Below are 16,449 nucleotides of genomic sequence, written 5' to 3'. Positions count from 1 at the left end.
TCGCTTTGGTGGTCAGCAGCATCGCGCCGATGCTTGGGGCCACGCAAGTGCTGGCGGTGAGTTTCGTCAGCGGGTTTTTTGGGTCCTTGGTGGCTCACTTTGTAATACGGAAATGAACCGCCTGATGTGCGGGCGGATGAGGAAAAGAACATGTTGGAAATCAAAGGCCTGAAGGTCAAACTGGAAGACGAAGACAAGCAGATCCTGAAGGGCGTAGACCTGACAGTAGAAGCTGGCAAAGTGCATGCGATCATGGGCCCTAACGGCTCTGGTAAATCGACGCTCTCTTATGTTCTGTCGGGCCGTGACGGCTATGAGGTCACCGAGGGCGCAGCGTCTCTCGATGGCGAAGACCTGCTTGAGATGGAACCCGAAGAGCGCGCAGCCGAGGGCCTGTTCCTGGCGTTCCAATATCCGGTTGAGATCCCGGGTGTGAGCAACATGACCTTCCTGCGCACCGCGGTGAACGCTCAGCGTAAGGCGCGTGGCGAGGAAGAGCTTTCTGCGGCGGACTTCCTGAAAGACATTCGTGCCAAGGCCAAGACGCTCAAAATCGACGCGGATATGCTGAAGCGCCCTGTGAACATGGGTTTCTCTGGCGGTGAGAAAAAACGCAACGAGATCCTGCAGATGGCGATGCTCGAGCCAAAGATGTGCATCCTTGATGAGACCGACTCGGGTCTCGATGTGGACGCGATGAAACTGGTCTCTGATGGCGTGAATGCGCTGCGCTCTGAGGGGCGTGGGTTCCTGGTGATCACCCACTATCAGCGTCTGCTCGACCACATCAAACCAGACGTCGTGCACATCATGGCAGACGGCCGTATTGTGAAAACCGGCGGCCCAGAGCTGGCTCTTGAGGTCGAACAGAACGGTTACGCTGACATTCTGGCGGAGGTCGCCTGATGCGTTTGGCTCAATTGAAACAAGAGGCCACCGCCGCCCAATTGGAGGGCGTTGCCCTGCCAGAGAGCGGTGCGTGGTTGTCGGCGGCACGTCAAGACGCGCTGTCGCGTGTAAAAGCAATGGGGTTGCCTCATGCCCGCGACGAATATTGGAAATACACCCGCCCGGACACGTTGACCTCCGCGGAACCGGTTGAAGCTGCGCTCTTTGACAATGACGAAGAGCCAATGTTTCACGAGATCGACCGCCTTAAGATCGTCTTTGTGGATGGCGTCTTTGATGCACAGGCCTCCGATGATTTCGCAGGCGAAGGCCTGACGATTGAGCGCCTCGCGGATATCGGACAAGCGGACATTCATTGGGCGAAGGATCTTTACGGCACGCTTGAAATCAAAGGTCAGGATCCGGTCGAACGCCCTCTGGCGGCGCTGAATACGGCGTTGGCAACGGATGGGGTTGCGATCCATGTGACTGGTCAGGTCAGCAAACCGGTGAGTTTGATCTATAAGCACGAGTCGACCACGTCGGATGCGATTTTGCACCATGTGATCAAACTTGACGCAGAGGCAAAGCTGACCTTGTTGGAAAACGGCCCGGCTGCGGCGCGGTTCAACAAGATGATCGAAGTCGATGTGGCCGATAAGGCTGAATTCCACCACATCCGCTCGCAAGGACGCGACCACGAGCGTCGCGCTGTCACGCATACGTTCTCGCGGCTTGGTACGGAAAGCGTGTTCAAATCCTTTACAGTGACAGCCAACGGCATCCTGACGCGCAATGAATGTGTGATCGAGCTGACCGGCGATGACGCGGTGGCCCATGTGGCTGGAGCCTGTGTGGGCGACGGTGATTTCCACCATGATGACACGGTTTTCGTGACCCATGACGCGGTGAATTGCGAAAGCCGTCAGGTGTTCAAAAAGGTTCTGCGCAATGGCGCGACAGGCGTTTTCCAAGGCAAGATCCTTGTAAAGCCTGACGCGCAAAAGACTGATGGTTATCAGATCAGCCAGTCTCTGCTGCTGGATGACGACAGCCAGTTCCTCGCGAAACCGGAACTCGAGATCTATGCCGATGACGTGGCCTGCTCGCACGGCTCGACCTCTGGTGCGATTGACGAAGAAGGTCTGTTCTATCTGCGCGCGCGCGGCGTTCCAAAGGACATCGCAACCGACCTCATGACATTGGCCTTCCTTGCCGAAGCCGTTGATGAGATCGAGAACGAAGCCTTGAGGGCGTCAATCTTAGAGCGCCTTGAACTTTGGCTGGAGCGTCGTCGCGGCTAATGTCTGTCACGCGTGATATTCTGGCAACCTATAGGGGGCCGGGGCAGGTTGTGTCCCGCCGCCTCGCGATGGGTGTGCGTGAAGACCGAGGTCTTGCGATCCTGATGGCGGCCTGCGTGACGATCTTTATCGCGCAATGGCCACGTCTGGCGCGCGAAGCGCATCTGCAAGGCCTAGAGCTGAATATGCTTTTGGGTGGTCAGCTTTTGGTCTGGATCTTCATCATGCCGCTGGCCTTTTATGTGCTGGCTATTGTCGTTCAGACCGTTTTGCGGATCTTCGGACGCAAGGTTGACGGGTTTACCAGCCGCTTTGCGCTGTTTTGGGCACTGTTGGCGATTGCACCGATTTCGCTGTTCCGCGGCCTCGTCGGCGGCTTCATCGGGCCGGGCGTGGTCTATGACAGCGTCGGTCTGATTGCGATCCTGATGTTCACATGGTTCTGGATGTCTGGGCTGCGCAGCAACATGGCGACATCCTCATGATGCAACAGTTCCGAGACCTCGTGATCCTGACCGTCCTGCGCCCCGCAGAGGCAATTGAGCAGATCAAAGCGATGCATCTGCCGGTGCGCGTGTCTTGGGTGCTTCTTGTTGTGGGCGTCATGCTTTCGACGGTCGCGATTTTCGCGCGGGTTCTGATTTTCCCGGTCGAGATCTTTCCCGGTGTCATGTTCCTTGATGTGGTCACACCCTTCGGCCTTTTCGTGACAATGACCATCGTCGCCGCCACCTCGGCAGCGCTTTTGACATTCGCAGGACGTCAATTGGGCGGGCAGGGCACATTTGCCACTGTGCTGACTTATGTCGCCTGGCTGCAAATCATGCGCGCTGTCGTCGAAGGGGCAGGGCTAATCGTGTCTTTCGCCTCTTTCAGTCTCGCCGTTTTGGCGATCAATCTGGCGGGGCTCTATGGTATCTGGATTATCCTTCAGTTTCAAAAGGGCGCGCATGAGTTTGACTCAATTGGCCGCGCCCTTGGCAGCCTTGTTCTGACCTTCGTTGGCCTCGTGATGGTGATCTCACTGCTTGTGGCCCCCTTTATCAGCGTTTAACTGGACAGACGCATGTTTGATATCAACAAAATCCGCCAAGACTTTCCGATCCTCGCGCGCGAGGTGAACGGGAAACCGCTGACCTATCTGGACAATGGTGCCTCTGCGCAGAAGCCGCAGGTGGTGATTGATGCGGTGACCCGCGGCTACGCCGAGGAATACGCCAATGTGCACCGCGGGCTGCACTATCTGTCCAACCTCGCGACCGAAAAGTATGAAGCCGTGCGCGGTACCATTGCAAAGTTTCTCAATGTCAAAGACCCGGACGAGATCGTTCTGAACTCTGGCACCACCGAGGGCATCAACCTTGTGGCCTACGGTTGGGCGATGGAGCATCTGAGCGCGGGTGACGAGATCGTCCTGTCGGTGATGGAGCACCACGCCAATATTGTACCGTGGCATTTCCTGCGAGAACGCATGGGCGTTGTGCTGAAATGGGTCGATATAGCCGAAGATGGCAGTCTGGACCCGCAACGCGTGGTCGACGCTATCTCGGACAAGACCAAGCTGGTGGCGATCACCCAGTGTTCTAACGTTCTGGGTACAGTTGTTGACGTCAAAACCATCACGAGTGAGGCCCACGCGCGTGGCGTACCGGTTTTGGTGGATGGCTCGCAAGGCGCGGTTCATATGCCGGTCGATGTCGAAGATCTGGGCTGTGATTTTTATGCGATCACCGGCCACAAGCTTTATGGGCCGTCGGGGTCTGGTGCGATCTACATCAAGCGCGACCGCATGAAAGAGATGCGCCCGTTTATTGGCGGTGGGGACATGATCAAAGAGGTCACGCAGGATGCCGTGATCTACAACGATCCGCCGATGAAGTTCGAAGCAGGCACGCCGGGCATCGTGCAGACCATCGGTCTGGGCGTGGCGCTGGAATACCTCATGGAGATCGGCATGGAGAATGTCGCGCGTCATGAGAACGACTTGCGCGACTATGCGTTGGAACGGTTCAAGACATTGAATTGGCTCAATGTTCAGGGTCAGGCGCCGGGCAAGGCGGCGATTTTTAGCCTGACGTTGGATGGTGCGGCACATGCGCATGATATCTCGACCATCCTCGACAAACGCGGCGTGGCTGTGCGGGCAGGGCACCATTGCGCAGGCCCTCTGATGGAACGATTGGGTGTCACAGCGACATGCCGTGCGAGCTTTGGTATGTACAACACCAAAGACGAGGTCGACACTTTGGTTGATGCTCTGGAGCTGGCCAACGAACTGCTGGCGTAACTTATTGGTACGTGGCGGCTTTCTTCAAATCCGCCCCGCTTTCCCGCTTGCAGAAGATTTCGGCCAAGGTATAACGAGCCTCAGGCACCCATAGCTCAGCTGGATAGAGCGCTGCCCTCCGAAGGCAGAGGTCAAAGGTTCGAATCCTTTTGGGTGCGCCACTTTCTTACAGTCCAAGATCCTCGACCGTCTCGCGCAGTGCGCGTCTGAAGATGCGGGCAGGGTGGCTGAGGTCCCAATCTTCGCGGGTGACGATGCCGATGGGTCCCAAAGTGGTATCAGTGTCAAACGGTAGACGTTCCAGGCGGCCTGCGTCCACTTCGCTCGCGGCAACGCCGTCTGAAATAATCCAGATCGCATCGCTTTCCGCCACATAACGCCGTCCGAATGCGCCGGAAACGGTTTCCACACGGCGGTAGAGATCAGATATCCCGCGTTCGACCATAAACCTGTCCACGCTGGGCCTGATCGCGGCGTTGCGGTCGGGATAGATGATGGGCCAGTCTTTTAAGCCTTCTAAAGTCGCATCCTTTAGAAACGGATGGCCTTTGCGCACAATGAAGCTAATCTTTTCGCGATAGAGCAGAGAGAAATTGAGCCCCACCATATCGCGGTGATCCCCCATGCGCCCCAAGAGCATGTCGATCTCGCCCGTCACAAGCTTGTCCAAAAGAAATTTATGCGGGCCGTCCAGAATGCGTAGGGTGAAGGGGTGGGGGTCTTGAGATAGGCGTTTAGAGACCGCGGGTAAGAGTTTAGCCGTCACCGAAGGCAACGCCCCTATGGCGAGGGTCTCGGTTTGCGTGTCTTTTTCGTTGCCAAGGTCCTGCAACCCCTGTTGCAAGCTGGCCAGTGCCATTTGCGCATATTGCAGGAAGCGCGCGCCGTCTGTGGTAAGGCTGACGCCCGCTCGGCTTCGCTCCATAAGGTTGCACCCCAGAATGTCTTCAAGTTCCTTGAGGGTCTTTGAGATCGCGGGCTGCGTCAAAAACAGTGTTTCCGCGGCGCGTTTAAAACTGCCGGTCTGGGCGATTTCCACAAAGCATTGGATGTGGCGGAATTTGATGCGGCGGTCGATCATAGTTTCTGTTTTTGGAAAGTAAGTTGCGGAAAAACTCATTTTACTTTCTGTTTTTGTAAGTGCAATCTGCATTCAACACAAGGCTCACGGGCCAGCATTGGTAGGGATGGACGATGCAGATCGCAGAATTTGACAACCTGGCACTCAATTGGCGGCAAGATGGTAATCCCGAGGGCCGTCCGGTGGTGTTCGCAAACTCACTTGGCACAGATTTCCGCCTTTGGGATGCGGTGCTGCCGCTGCTGCCGACATCTCTGCGGTATATCCGCATGGACAAACGTGGGCATGGGCTCTCATCAGTCCCTGACGGTCCTTATTCGATTGACGACTTGGCCGGTGATGTTGCGCAGTTTCTGGACCGGTTGGAAGTCAAGGATGTCTTTTTCATTGGTCTCTCGATTGGCGGTCTGATTGCGCAGAAGCTGGCCTATACGCGGCCGGATCTGTGTCACTCGATGGTGTTGTCCAACACGGCAGCCAAGATCGGCACGCCCGAGCTGTGGAACACCCGCATTGATGCGATCAATGAGGGTGGCATCGAAGTAATTTCAGAGCCAACCATGGAACGCTGGTTCGCGCCAGAATTCCGCTCGACGCCAGATTGTCTGGCTTGGAAGCACATGCTCGAGCGAACCCATACGCTGGGGTATGTTTCCTGCTGCGCGGCCATCGCCGATGCGGATCTGCGCGAAGAGGCCGCGAGCCTGACCCTGCCGACCTATGGCATTTGCGGGTCAGACGATGGGGCGACGCCGCCAGAGCTTACGAAATCCACCTTGGACCTGATCGCAGGATCTCAGTTCCATATCATCGACGGCACGGGCCATCTGCCCTGTGTTGAGAAGCCGCAAGACTATGCGGCGCTTATCACAAAGTTTCTGAAGGAGAGCGGATTTGTCTGATCGTTACGAAGCGGGCATGAAGGTACGCCGGTCTGTGCTGGGCGATGCTCATGTCGACCGAGCTGAGGCGCAAAAGACGCCCTTTGACGTGCCATTCCAGGACCTGATCACCGAAGGGGCCTGGGGCACGGTGTGGGCCTCGGATGGCATCAGCAAACGAGAACGTTCGATGATCACACTGGCGCTTTTGGCGGCGACCGGGAATTTTGAAGAAATCCCCATGCATATCCGCGCAACCGCCCGCACAGGTGCCAGCAAGCAAGACGTGCTTGAGGCTTTTCAGCATGTGGCGATTTATGCGGGCGTCCCCCGCGCCAACCACGCGCTGAAACTGGCGAAACAAACCTACGCTGAAATGGAAGACGACACCTAAAGTCAGAGGTGCCAAACTACCCTCTAAAGGAGGAGACTTAGCAAGATGTACACACCAGCCGAATTCTACCAACGTGACCGCGAATGGCACCCGCCAGCGCTGACACCGCATTATAAAACATCTGTGTCGCGCTCGCCGCAGTATTCGCTGATTTCGCTGCAGAACTCTGCGAGCGAGATCACAGGTCCGGTCTTTGGCCACAATGACATTGATCCTTTGGACAATGACCTGCTGAACAACTACGCCAAGCCCGGTGAAAACCCCATCGGCCCGCGCCTGATCGTGCATGGGCGTGTGGTGGATGAAAACGGCCGTGGTGTGCCTAACACTTTGGTCGAAGCTTGGCAGGCAAATGCAGGTGGACGCTATCGCCACAAGAAGGATACCTATCTTGCGCCAATCGATCCGAACTTTGGCGGCTGTGGTCGGACTCTGACCGACGAAAACGGCTATTATTTCTTCCGCACGGTGAAGCCCGGTGCCTACCCATGGCGCAACTATGTGAATGGCTGGCGTCCGGCGCATATCCACTTCTCGATCTTTGGCACGGCCTTTGCGCAGCGCCTGATCACACAGTGTTATTTCGAAGGCGATCCCTGGATCAGCCGCTGCCCGATCGTCAAAACCATCCCCGACGAGCGCGCGGTCGATATGCTGGTGGCGAAGCTTGACGAAAACGCGACCATCCCGCTGGACACACAATGCTATCGCTTTGACATCGTGCTGCGTGGTCGTCGCTCGACCCTGTTTGAAAACCGTCTGGAGGGCAATTGATATGACCTCGAACACTCCTGAGTATTTGAAGGAAACCCCATCCCAAACGGCGGGTCCTTATGTTCATATCGGTCTGGCCCCGGGGGCCGCTGGTTTTGACATCTATAAGCAAGAACTGGGTTGGGACATCGCAGGCCCGAACGCCAAAGGCGAACGTATTCGCGTCGAAGGCGTGGTTGTCGATGGTATCGGCTCTCCGATTAAAGACGTGCTGCTTGAGGCCTGGCAGGCCAATAGCGAAGGTGTCTATGCGCATCCGGAATGCGAAGGCGACGTCGAAGAGGGGTTCCGTGGCTGGGGCCGTGTCATCACCGACTTTGAAACCGGTGAATGGGGCTTTGACACCGTGAAACCGGGTGCCACGATGGGCCGCAATGGCCGCATGATGGCACCGCATATCAACCTGTGGATCGTGGCGCGCGGGATCAACATTGGCTTGAACACACGCATCTATTTCGACGATGAAGTCGAAGCAAACGCGAAAGACCCGGTGATCAACCTGATCGAATGGGAAAAACGTCGAGCCACGCTGATTGCGAAACGCTCGGAACGCGACGGTCAGGTGGTCTATCGCTTTGACGTCAAAATTCAGGGTGAAGACGAAACTGTCTTTTTCGACATCTAAGGTCGTTAAATCCAAGTCAATGCGGGGCGGCTCCAGTCGCCCCTTTACCCACATCAGGAAAGCACCGATGACCAAACCTTGCATTATCTGCGTCGCCATCACCGGCTCTTTGCCGAAAAAGGCCGACAACCCCGCTGTTCCGATTTCCATCGCGGAGCAGGTCGAAAGCACTCAGGAAGCCTTCGAGGCCGGCGCGACCATCGCCCATTGCCACGTGCGCAATGCCGACGAGACCACGTCTTCTGACCCCGAGAAATTCGCAGCCCTCAAAGAGGGGCTGGAAAAGCATTGCCCGGGTATGATCGTGCAGTTCTCGACCGGTGGCCGGTCTGGCGCAGGCACCGAGCGGGGCGGCATGCTGCCTCTGGCGCCTGACATGGCGTCTTTGACCGTGGGCTCCAACAACTTCCCGACCCGCGTTTATGAAAACAGCCCGGATTTGGTGGATTGGCTGGCGTCTGAAATGAAAACCTACAACGTGGCACCAGAGATCGAAGCCTTCGACCTCAGCCACATCTTCCAGGCGGTTGCGATGCACAAAGACGGTCGTCTGCCGCGCACCCCTTATGTGCAATTCGTGATGGGCGTGAAAAACGCGATGCCTGTGGACAAAGAGGTCTTTGATTTCTACGTCCAAACCCTCAAGCGTCTGAGCCCAGAGTCTGAGTGGTGCGCCGCTGGTATCGGCCGTCATCAGATCACGCTGAACGAATGGTGTATCGCGGCGGGTGGCCACACACGCACAGGTCTTGAGGACAACATCCGTCTGGACAAAAACACCCTCGCGCCTTCCAACGCGGCTTTGGTTCAAAAGACCGTGGCGCTTTGCGAGAAATACGAGCGTCCCGTCGCGACTTTTGCACAAGCGCGCGAGATGCTAGGCTTGGCGAAACACGCCGCATAGGGCGCAAAAGGGCAGGGATCACATGGCCGTTTCACTATTTCAAAGCGCGATCTATGAGGCGCAGTTTGGCGATGCCGAGCTGTCCGAGATTTTTAGCGATCGTGCAGAGGTCGCGCGCATGGTGCGCTTTGAACGTGCGCTGGCGCAGGTTGAGGGTGAGCTGGGCGTGATCCCAAAAGCCTCGGGGCAGGCGATCTTCGATGGCCTGACTGATGCTTCGGTGGATCTGGCGGCTTTGTCCAAAGGCGTGTTGTCCTCTGGCGTGGCGGTTCCGGCTTTGGTGTCGGAATTACGCGGCCAATTGGATCCCGAGCATGGTCAATATCTGCACTGGGGCGCAACCAGTCAGGATGTAGTTGATACGGCCATGACTTTGGCGGTTGCCGAGGCTCTGGATGTGGTCGAAGGTCGGTTGCGCCAGTTGATTGATGCATTAGCCGCAAAGTCAGAGACCTATGAAACCTTGGTCGTTGCAGGCCGCACGCGCGGTCAGATCGCAACACCGATCACATTGGGGCTTCGGATCGCGAAATGGACCCAGCCCTTGATCGCGCTCGAGAAAACTCTGGCGGACATACGTGGGCGTATCCTTTTGGTGCAATTCGGTGGCGCCTCTGGAGGCAATACGGCCACGGCTCCTTACGGGCCTCAGATTGGCGCGGGTCTGGCGAGGGCGCTTGGCCTGTCCGCGGCTGCGCCATGGCATGTGGATCGCACCGGATTGGTGAACCTCGCGTCCTGGCTGTTGCAAATCTCGGTTGCCCTGTCGAAATTTGCCGGAGACCTGATCTTGCATATGCGGTCCGAGATCCGCGAAGTCAGTGCAGGGGCTGGGGGTGGGTCCTCTACGATGCCACAGAAATCCAACCCCGTTGGTCCCGAGACCATTCGCACCCTCGCGAGTCTTGCGAAAGCGGCCCATGCGGGTTTGGCTGGTGCTGCCGATCCAGCCGAGGACCGTGATGGGGGACAATGGCCGATTGAATGGGCGCTTTTTCCTCAGATCTTTATCGCAGTTGGAGCGTCCTTGGCGCATGCTCAGGTGTTGGCCGAGACGCTGACGGCGAATGAGGATCAGATTAACGCGATCCTAGCGGCCAATGATGGCGTGATGGCAGAGCAGATCAGTTTTATGTTGGCTGAGCATATGCCGCGCCCAGAGGCACAGGCTTTGGTCAAGGCGGCGTCAAAAACAGGTAAGCCTCTGCGTGAGGCTTTACCCGAACTTTGTGGACGGGATCTGGATTGGGACGATTTATTTGACCCGCAGAAGTCTGTCGCACCCTGTCGTGAGATCGCCCAGTCGATCTTTGCTGCACGCTAAATACAGACACAAAAAAACGCTCCCTCGGGAGCGTTTTCTTTTTCTTTACCTCTGTCTGAAACCTTAGCGGCCCCAGGTGCGGAGCGGTCCGCAGTCCACATGCACAAAGTTGGAACCGGAATACCGGCCAACACCGCCCGCGCGACAGGCAGCAGCAGCTCGGGCCAGTTGGCTTACAGAGCGATCTGCAAGGCGCAGGTCGGCGGCTTGGCCTTTCATGTGTAGAGAGTTCTTTGCAACGCCGCGCGAGTTGCGACGCAGCATGGCGTTGGTCTGAGGGCTGCGATAGCCCGAGAGCAACATAAATGGTTCGTTGGTGTCGGTCAGGCGCAGGGATGCGGCCATGATGTCGACGGTGCGCGTGTCGATTTTGATCACGCCATTGGTGCGCCAATCACGCATGAATTTGTTGATCTCATCAACGGCGTCTTTGATGTATTTGCCTTCGATCCAATAGATCGTGTCGATGCTTTCACCGGTGCGGCCGGAGTACATTTTCAATCTACGGATATCGCCTGCGCCACGCAGAAATCCGGATGCATTCGTGAAAGTCGGTGCTGCTGCAACCGTCGTCGCTGCGAAGGCGCGTAATAGTCCGCGCCGTGTCATGCCCTGAGAGCTATCGGTCAACATATTTCGCGCCTGTCCCGTCGCTTTCTTAACTCGCGCCGCCGCGCGATCATTAAAATTATCCCCAGATGCGCCATAGTTATGACACAACTCGATTCGTTTACCAAGGTTTCATTTTAGAAAAACAGTGTGATCTCGGGGCTTTGGGCGAAAATTTGCGCAAATGCTCTGCATTGTTTCTGCTGGGTTAACAGTTGCCGCTTTCAAGTCACACATTGTGACCTTTACGGTGAAATCCCCGAGGGAATGTCTCGATGAGGTAAATGTGAATGGACAATTCCCCCTGACGGCTTCACAAAATTAAGCGACACATGTGCATGTTCTGGGGTAGTTAGCGATGTATTTCTTGCGTCTTATGTCAAATGTGGTGGCCTTGGCCTTGGTTTGGGCATTGTCCACATCTGGTGTTTCAGCGAAAAGCGACACACAAGTTACTGCGTTTATGCAAGCCGTCGCCGAGGCCGCTTCTGCTGACAAAGACATCGCGGCTTATTATCGAAGCGTAGAATTCCAGCCGCTCTGGACCGGCAAGGGGAGAGAGTTCCGCGAGCGCCGCAGCGCTCTGTTTGATGCCTTGGAACGATCAGGCGAACACGGTTTGGTGCCTGAGCACTACGATATTGCTGGCCTGAAATCGCAAATTCGCAGCGCGCGCACGAAGCGTGACCTCGGTTTGGTCGAAGTTAAGATTTCCGAGACCTTTTTGGACTATGCCCGCGATGTCCAGACCGGAATGCTCGTCCCGTCCCGCATTGATGACGGGCTTGTTCGCAAGGTGCCGTACCGTGATCGAGAGAAATACTTGGCAAACTTTGCAGCGAGTGACCCAGAGAAGTTCATTCAGAGCCTCGCACCAAAGACCCCGGAATATGCCCGTCTGCGTAAAGAAAAGCTTTTGCTGGAACGCCAGCTTGGCCGCGGAGGCTGGGGAGCTCCGATCCGCGCCAAGAAATTAGAGCCAGGCGATCAGGGTAACGCCGTGGTGCAACTGCGTGACCGTCTGATCCGCATGGGCTATCTGTCGCGCCGCGTCTCCACCAAGTTTGATGCTGACGTTCAAAAGGCAGTTCAGGAATTCCAGGAAGCACATGGTCTGACCGCGGATGGTGTTGCCGGACCGTCGACGATTGCCGAATTAAATGTTCCTGCCCAAGAGCGTCTCAAGTCCATTATGGTCGCGATGGAGCGTGAGCGTTGGACCAATATGCCCAAGGGCGAGCGCCATGTGATGGTGAACCTGACCGATTTCTCGGCCAAGATCATCGACAACGGCAAGATCACTTTTGAAAGCCGCACCGTCGTGGGGCACCGCGACACAGATCGCCGTAGCCCCGAGTTTTCCGACATTATGGAGCATATGGTCATCAACCCGACCTGGAATGTGCCACGTTCGATTGCGACCAAGGAATATCTGCCGATGCTGCAGGCCAATCCAAACGCGGTTAGCCATCTGACGCTTTATGATGGGCGCGGTCGGGTCGTGAACCGTGGCGCGGTGGATTTTTCGCAGTTTTCAGCCAGAACTTTCCCGTTTGATATCAAACAGGCGCCAAGCAACAGCAATGCCTTGGGGTTGGTGAAGTTCATGTTCCCGAACCGTCACAACATCTATTTGCATGACACACCGGCCAAGAGCCTCTTCTCTCGCGAAGTACGCGCCTATAGCCATGGCTGTATCCGCCTTCATAAGCCTTTTGAATTTGCTTATACTTTGCTGGCGAAACAAAGCTCTAACCCGAAGGGCTTGTTCCATGACACCCTGGACACCGGTCGTGAAACGCAGATCGATCTGGTGAAGAAGGTCCCCGTGCACATCATGTACCGAACCGCTTTCACCGAGGCGAAAGGTCATATGCAGTACCGTCGCGACGTCTATGGACGGGATGCCAAGATCTGGCGCGCTCTAGAGAATGAAGGGGTGGCTTTGCCAGCGGTTCGCGGCTAAACCTGCCCCAGAAGATCTGGGGGCCGCATGACATCCTATAGCGTCAAAGACATCGCAAACGCCGTTGGGGCCGAGGCGGTTGGGGCCGTTGACTTGCTTGTCACCGGCGTGGCCGAGCCTCAGGATGCGGGCGTGGGCGATTTGGCGCTCGCGATGAAGCCAATATTTGCGGAAAACCTGAGCGAAGGCGCTGCAAAAGTCGCAATGCTTTGGCCTGATGCGGATTGGCAGGCCCTTGGGCTTGAGGCTGCGATCCTGCCGGATCGTGGACGGTTCGCCATGGCGTCAGTGACCGAGATGTATGATCTGGGGCATGGATTTCATCAGGGTATTCACCCGAGCGCAGTCGTCAGTCCCGAAGCGCAGCTCGGTGCGGATGTTTCCGTTGGACCTCTGACCGTGATAGAAGCCGGTGCTGTGATCGGAGATAGCTCGGTCATTGGGCCTCAGTGCTATATTGGCATGGATGCGCAGATCGGAGCGAATGCCTTCCTGCGCGACCATGTGAGCATCGCTGCGCGGGTTAAGATTGGCGCTAATTTTATCTGCCAGCCCGGCGCGCGGATTGGCGGAGACGGCTTCTCCTTTGTGACGCCTGAGAAAAATCAGGTTGAAGATGCGCGCGAGGCCTTGGGGCAGTCCTCGATAGAGAGCCGCCAGTCTTGGGCCCGCATCCATTCGATTGGAGCGGTTACCATTGGCGATGACGTCGAAGTCGGCGCAAACACTTGTATCGATCGCGGCACTATTCGCGACACGATCATCGGCAATGGCACCAAGCTCGATAACCTCGTGCAGGTCGGCCACAACGTCGTTGTCGGCGACGATTGTCTGCTCTGCGGCATGGTCGGAATCGCCGGATCGTCACAGATCGGTAACAATGTGGTCCTAGGAGGTCAGACGGGCGTTGGGGACAACCTGACGATCGGAGACGCAGTGATCACGGGGGCAGGGACTATGGTTCTGGCGAATGTTCCAAAAGGGCGCTTTATGCTGGGATATCCCGCCATGAAGATGGAAAGCCAGGTCGAAGCCTATAAGGGGCTACGCCGCCTGCCACGCTTGTTTGCTGACGTTGCAAAATTGAAGAAAGCGGTTTCAAAACCTGCGGACAGTGACTAAATCACTGCTCAGGCAAGAGAGAGGATTTGGCATGAGCGTCAAGGACAAGGTAATCGAGATCATCGCAGAACAAGCGGTTCTGGAGGTTTCCGATGTCACGCCTGACAGCACGCTAGAGGATCTGGGCATCGACAGCCTTGGGCTGGTTGAGAGCATTTTTGCCATTGAAGAGGCCTTTGATATCTCGGTCCCATTTAATGCAAATGAGCCAAGCGAGAGCGATTTTGATATTTCAAACGTCGCCACTATTATTTCTGGTATCGAAAAACTGGTGTCAGAACAGGCCTAGGGCCGACGAAACGAAGTGAAAGACCCACAATGAAACGCGTCGTTATTACCGGGGCAGGGACGATCAACGCCCTTGGCCACAATGTTGCACAAACTCTGGAAGCGATGCGGGAAGGGCGCTGCGGGATTGGCGCGCTAGAGATGCGGGACGTGGACCGTCTGGCGGTCAAGATCGGCGCTCAGGTGAAAGGGTTTGATCCTGAGGGTCTGTTCAATCGTCAGCAGATGTCCCTGTTTGACCGCTTCACACAGTTCACTCTGATTGCAGCGCGTGAGGCAATTTCCCAAGCGGGGCTTGAGTTTAGTGACGAACTCTCGGCCCGTTCTGGCGTTGTTTTGGGCAACTCGGGTGGTGGTATGACCACGCTCGATGACAATTACCGCACGGTCTATGAGGATGGTAAAAACCGGGTGCATCCTTTCGTAGTGCCAAAACTCATGAACAACGCGGCGGCGAGCCATGTGAGCATGGAGTTTAACCTCAAGGGGCCGAGTTTCACCGTCGCGTCGGCTTGCGCCAGCTCGAACCACGCGATGAGCACGGCCTTTCAGATGGTGCATGGCGGTCTTGCGCCTGTGATGATCACCGGAGGCTCGGAATCGATGCTCTGCTTCGGAGGCGTCAAGGCCTGGGAAGGCCTGCGCGTCATGTCCAAGGACGCCTGTCGCCCGTTTTCTGCCAACCGCAATGGCATGGTGCAGGGCGAAGGCGCTGGGATCTTCGTGTTTGAGGAATATGAACACGCCAAAGCGCGCGGGGCTGAGATCCTGGCCGAAGTGGCGGGCTTTGCCATGACGTCGGACGCCAGCGATATCGTCATGCCCTCAAAACGCGGTGCAGCGCGGGCGATTTCGGGCGCGATGGCGGACGCAAAGATCGCACCAGACACGGTGGGCTATATCAACGCCCATGGCACAGGCACGGCAGCCAATGACAAAACCGAGTGCGCCGCTGTGGCGGATGTCTTTGGCCAACACGCCAACAATCTGATGATCAGCTCGACAAAATCCATGCACGGCCACCTGATTGGCGGCACCGGAGCGGTCGAGCTTTTGGCTTGTATCATGGCTCTGAAAGACGGCGTCATTGCGCCAACCATCAATTATGAGGAGCCAGATCCCGAATGTGCGTTGGATGTGGTGCCTAATGAGGCGCGCGAGGCGAAGGTTGATGTAGCCTTGTCCAATGCCTTCGCCTTTGGCGGTCTGAACGCAGTTTTGGCCCTGCGTTCAGTCTAAGCTTATTGCAGTTTTGACATCGCCGTGTCGAAGGCCTTGGTGAAGCCTTTCAAAGACATCTGCACCTGTACCAAACGGTCAGGTTGCGCGGCTGGCACGATAGAAATCGTGGCCGCTCCGCCGGCTTTATAGCTGTCGAGGTCTTCTTGGGTGAGGCCAACCCGCGAGAGGCAGCCATTCGCGTTGCAAAACGCGAAGGGGTAAACGCGGGGCAGGTTCTCATCCACAGCAATGGAGAGCTGCGCGGTCAAAAGCGTTTCCAACGGCGCAATCATATTGGCACCCGCCACCGCCTGGCCTTGTCCAGCGACCGGGAAAAGCGTCACAGCAACTGCCGGAGCACCATCTGCTTGGGTCAGCAATTGGAACAGTTCGCAGGATTCGCGTTCGCCGTTAGAGCGACAATTTAGGGTCCAATCCCCAATCACCTCTTGCGTGACCGTCGGGGCGGCAGGTGTGCCAAGGCTCAACCCCTGATCACCTGTGGTTTCCTGTGCAAACGCAGAGGTTGACAGTGCAACAAGGGCGCTCGCCGTTAAGGAGAATAGCTTTTTCACGTTATTATCCAAAGATGTTTTGTCTTTTGCGGGCATAGCACGATGCGCGTCTCCTGTCAGGGTTGAATTCCAGTTTGAGAACAATCCCAAGCGGCATCCTGCCAATGGTTAACTCGCTGAAACAATGCGCAAAAAAGAAGAAGGGGGCCCGCAAGCCCCCTTCAATTCGTACACTCCCCGTCGGACTGGCCGACTTATTTATGGGC

18 protein-coding genes and 1 tRNA gene are annotated in these 16,449 nt (G+C 56.5%); 16 read left to right on the top strand and 3 right to left on the bottom strand.

Annotation, left to right across the window (positions count from 1 at the left end; genetic code table 11):
• The first annotated feature begins 150 nt into the window (after positions 1–150).
• The 6 genes from sufC to HZ995_RS14560 all read left to right on the top strand — a co-directional run bounded on the left by sufC (position 151) and on the right by HZ995_RS14560 (position 4,640).
• Positions 151–906 (top strand): Fe-S cluster assembly ATPase SufC, encoded by a 756-nt coding sequence (gene sufC / locus HZ995_RS14585; RefSeq protein WP_209356385.1) that lies wholly within the window; start codon positions 151–153, stop codon positions 904–906.
• On the top strand, positions 906–2,192 hold the full coding sequence (locus HZ995_RS14580; protein ID WP_209356384.1) for a SufB/SufD family protein: 1,287 nt from the start codon (positions 906–908) through the stop codon (positions 2,190–2,192). The genes sufC and HZ995_RS14580 overlap by 1 nt, the downstream gene beginning before the upstream one ends.
• Positions 2,192–2,677 (top strand): YIP1 family protein, encoded by a 486-nt coding sequence (locus HZ995_RS14575; RefSeq protein WP_209356383.1) that lies wholly within the window; start codon positions 2,192–2,194, stop codon positions 2,675–2,677. Before HZ995_RS14580 ends, HZ995_RS14575 begins: the two co-directional genes overlap by 1 nt.
• Positions 2,629–3,246: a Yip1 family protein gene (locus HZ995_RS14570; protein WP_209356382.1), complete on the top strand. Its 618-nt coding sequence runs from the start codon at positions 2,629–2,631 to the stop codon at positions 3,244–3,246. The genes HZ995_RS14575 and HZ995_RS14570 overlap by 49 nt, the downstream gene beginning before the upstream one ends.
• A 12-nt stretch (positions 3,247–3,258) precedes the next feature.
• Positions 3,259–4,479, top strand: a complete 1,221-nt coding sequence (locus HZ995_RS14565; protein ID WP_209356381.1) for a cysteine desulfurase — start codon at positions 3,259–3,261, stop codon at positions 4,477–4,479.
• Between the two features lie 84 nt (positions 4,480–4,563).
• Positions 4,564–4,640 (top strand) — tRNA-Arg (locus tag HZ995_RS14560).
• A 5-nt stretch (positions 4,641–4,645) separates the two neighbouring features.
• Here the strand turns inward: HZ995_RS14560 and pcaQ are convergent.
• Positions 4,646–5,599: a pca operon transcription factor PcaQ gene (gene pcaQ / locus HZ995_RS14555; protein ID WP_245168682.1), complete on the bottom strand. Its 954-nt coding sequence runs from the start codon at positions 5,597–5,599 to the stop codon at positions 4,646–4,648.
• Between the two features lie 74 nt (positions 5,600–5,673).
• On the opposite strand from pcaQ, the gene pcaD reads away from it, so the two are divergent.
• The 6 genes from pcaD to HZ995_RS14525 all read left to right on the top strand — a co-directional run bounded on the left by pcaD (position 5,674) and on the right by HZ995_RS14525 (position 10,462).
• A complete protein-coding gene (gene pcaD / locus HZ995_RS14550; RefSeq protein ID WP_209356380.1) occupies positions 5,674–6,462 on the top strand; it encodes a 3-oxoadipate enol-lactonase in 789 nt (262 codons plus the stop codon).
• A gap of 16 nt (positions 6,463–6,478) precedes the next feature.
• Complete coding sequence (gene pcaC, locus HZ995_RS14545) at positions 6,479–6,835, top strand: 4-carboxymuconolactone decarboxylase (protein WP_432417993.1); 357 nt, start codon at positions 6,479–6,481, stop codon at positions 6,833–6,835.
• A 45-nt stretch (positions 6,836–6,880) separates the two neighbouring features.
• Complete coding sequence (pcaH, locus tag HZ995_RS14540) at positions 6,881–7,609, top strand: protocatechuate 3,4-dioxygenase subunit beta (protein ID WP_209356378.1); 729 nt, start codon at positions 6,881–6,883, stop codon at positions 7,607–7,609.
• Between the two features lies 1 nt (position 7,610).
• A complete protein-coding gene (gene pcaG / locus HZ995_RS14535; RefSeq protein WP_209356377.1) occupies positions 7,611–8,234 on the top strand; it encodes a protocatechuate 3,4-dioxygenase subunit alpha in 624 nt (207 codons plus the stop codon).
• Between the two features lie 67 nt (positions 8,235–8,301).
• Entirely contained in the window at positions 8,302–9,138 is an 837-nt protein-coding gene (locus HZ995_RS14530) for a 3-keto-5-aminohexanoate cleavage protein (RefSeq protein WP_209356376.1), read from the top strand.
• Positions 9,139–9,160: 22 nt separating this feature from the next.
• The gene (locus HZ995_RS14525; protein ID WP_209356375.1) at positions 9,161–10,462 is read left to right on the top strand and encodes a lyase family protein; all 1,302 of its coding nucleotides are present in this window, start codon (positions 9,161–9,163) and stop codon (positions 10,460–10,462) included.
• A gap of 63 nt (positions 10,463–10,525) precedes the next feature.
• On the opposite strand, the gene HZ995_RS14520 is transcribed toward HZ995_RS14525, so the two are convergent.
• Positions 10,526–11,095 carry a YcbK family protein gene (locus tag HZ995_RS14520; RefSeq protein WP_245168681.1) on the bottom strand — a complete coding sequence of 190 codons (570 nt, stop codon included), beginning with the start codon at positions 11,093–11,095 and terminating at the stop codon, positions 10,526–10,528.
• 334 nt (positions 11,096–11,429) lie between these two features.
• Here HZ995_RS14520 and HZ995_RS14515 point away from each other — a divergent pair, with 334 nt between their 5' ends.
• The 4 genes from HZ995_RS14515 to HZ995_RS14500 are packed head-to-tail and all read left to right on the top strand — an operon-like array spanning position 11,430 to position 15,686.
• Positions 11,430–13,037, top strand: coding sequence for a L,D-transpeptidase family protein (locus HZ995_RS14515; RefSeq protein WP_209356374.1), 1,608 nt, complete (start codon positions 11,430–11,432; stop codon positions 13,035–13,037).
• 27 nt (positions 13,038–13,064) lie between these two features.
• Entirely contained in the window at positions 13,065–14,159 is a 1,095-nt protein-coding gene (gene lpxD, locus HZ995_RS14510) for a UDP-3-O-(3-hydroxymyristoyl)glucosamine N-acyltransferase (protein WP_209356373.1), read from the top strand.
• A 31-nt stretch (positions 14,160–14,190) separates the two neighbouring features.
• The gene (locus HZ995_RS14505) at positions 14,191–14,448 is read left to right on the top strand and encodes an acyl carrier protein (protein ID WP_209356372.1); all 258 of its coding nucleotides are present in this window, start codon (positions 14,191–14,193) and stop codon (positions 14,446–14,448) included.
• 29 nt (positions 14,449–14,477) lie between these two features.
• Entirely contained in the window at positions 14,478–15,686 is a 1,209-nt protein-coding gene (locus tag HZ995_RS14500) for a beta-ketoacyl-[acyl-carrier-protein] synthase family protein (RefSeq protein WP_209356371.1), read from the top strand.
• Positions 15,687–15,688: 2 nt separating this feature from the next.
• On the opposite strand, the gene HZ995_RS14495 is transcribed toward HZ995_RS14500, so the two are convergent.
• The gene (locus tag HZ995_RS14495; RefSeq protein WP_245168680.1) at positions 15,689–16,243 is read right to left on the bottom strand and encodes an invasion associated locus B family protein; all 555 of its coding nucleotides are present in this window, start codon (positions 16,241–16,243) and stop codon (positions 15,689–15,691) included.
• Positions 16,244–16,449: the final 206 nt, after the last annotated feature.

Source organism: Cognatishimia activa, assembly GCF_017798205.1.
GTDB lineage: Bacteria > Pseudomonadota > Alphaproteobacteria > Rhodobacterales > Rhodobacteraceae > Cognatishimia > Cognatishimia activa_A.
This window is presented reverse-complemented; position numbering and strand designations above follow the sequence as displayed.

Bases quoted from the DNA above. Each gene is read 5' to 3' on its own strand.
- HZ995_RS14580 (WP_209356384.1), top strand. From the start codon at position 906: ATGCGTTTGGCTCAATTGAAACAAGAGGCCACCGCCGCCCAATTGGAG.
- sufC (WP_209356385.1), top strand. From the start codon at position 151: ATGTTGGAAATCAAAGGCCTGAAGGTCAAACTGGAAGACGAAGACAAG.
- pcaC (WP_432417993.1), top strand. From the start codon at position 6,479: ATGAAGGTACGCCGGTCTGTGCTGGGCGATGCTCATGTCGACCGAGCT.
- pcaH (WP_209356378.1), top strand. From the start codon at position 6,881: ATGTACACACCAGCCGAATTCTACCAACGTGACCGCGAATGGCACCCG.
- HZ995_RS14565 (WP_209356381.1), top strand. From the start codon at position 3,259: ATGTTTGATATCAACAAAATCCGCCAAGACTTTCCGATCCTCGCGCGC.
- HZ995_RS14575 (WP_209356383.1), top strand. From the start codon at position 2,192: ATGTCTGTCACGCGTGATATTCTGGCAACCTATAGGGGGCCGGGGCAG.
- pcaD (WP_209356380.1), top strand. From the start codon at position 5,674: ATGCAGATCGCAGAATTTGACAACCTGGCACTCAATTGGCGGCAAGAT.
- pcaQ (WP_245168682.1), bottom strand. From the start codon at position 5,599: ATGAGTTTTTCCGCAACTTACTTTCCAAAAACAGAAACTATGATCGAC.
- lpxD (WP_209356373.1), top strand. From the start codon at position 13,065: ATGACATCCTATAGCGTCAAAGACATCGCAAACGCCGTTGGGGCCGAG.
- HZ995_RS14500 (WP_209356371.1), top strand. From the start codon at position 14,478: ATGAAACGCGTCGTTATTACCGGGGCAGGGACGATCAACGCCCTTGGC.
- HZ995_RS14525 (WP_209356375.1), top strand. From the start codon at position 9,161: ATGGCCGTTTCACTATTTCAAAGCGCGATCTATGAGGCGCAGTTTGGC.
- HZ995_RS14520 (WP_245168681.1), bottom strand. From the start codon at position 11,095: ATGTTGACCGATAGCTCTCAGGGCATGACACGGCGCGGACTATTACGC.
- HZ995_RS14530 (WP_209356376.1), top strand. From the start codon at position 8,302: ATGACCAAACCTTGCATTATCTGCGTCGCCATCACCGGCTCTTTGCCG.
- HZ995_RS14515 (WP_209356374.1), top strand. From the start codon at position 11,430: ATGTATTTCTTGCGTCTTATGTCAAATGTGGTGGCCTTGGCCTTGGTT.
- HZ995_RS14505 (WP_209356372.1), top strand. From the start codon at position 14,191: ATGAGCGTCAAGGACAAGGTAATCGAGATCATCGCAGAACAAGCGGTT.
- HZ995_RS14570 (WP_209356382.1), top strand. From the start codon at position 2,629: ATGGTTCTGGATGTCTGGGCTGCGCAGCAACATGGCGACATCCTCATG.
- pcaG (WP_209356377.1), top strand. From the start codon at position 7,611: ATGACCTCGAACACTCCTGAGTATTTGAAGGAAACCCCATCCCAAACG.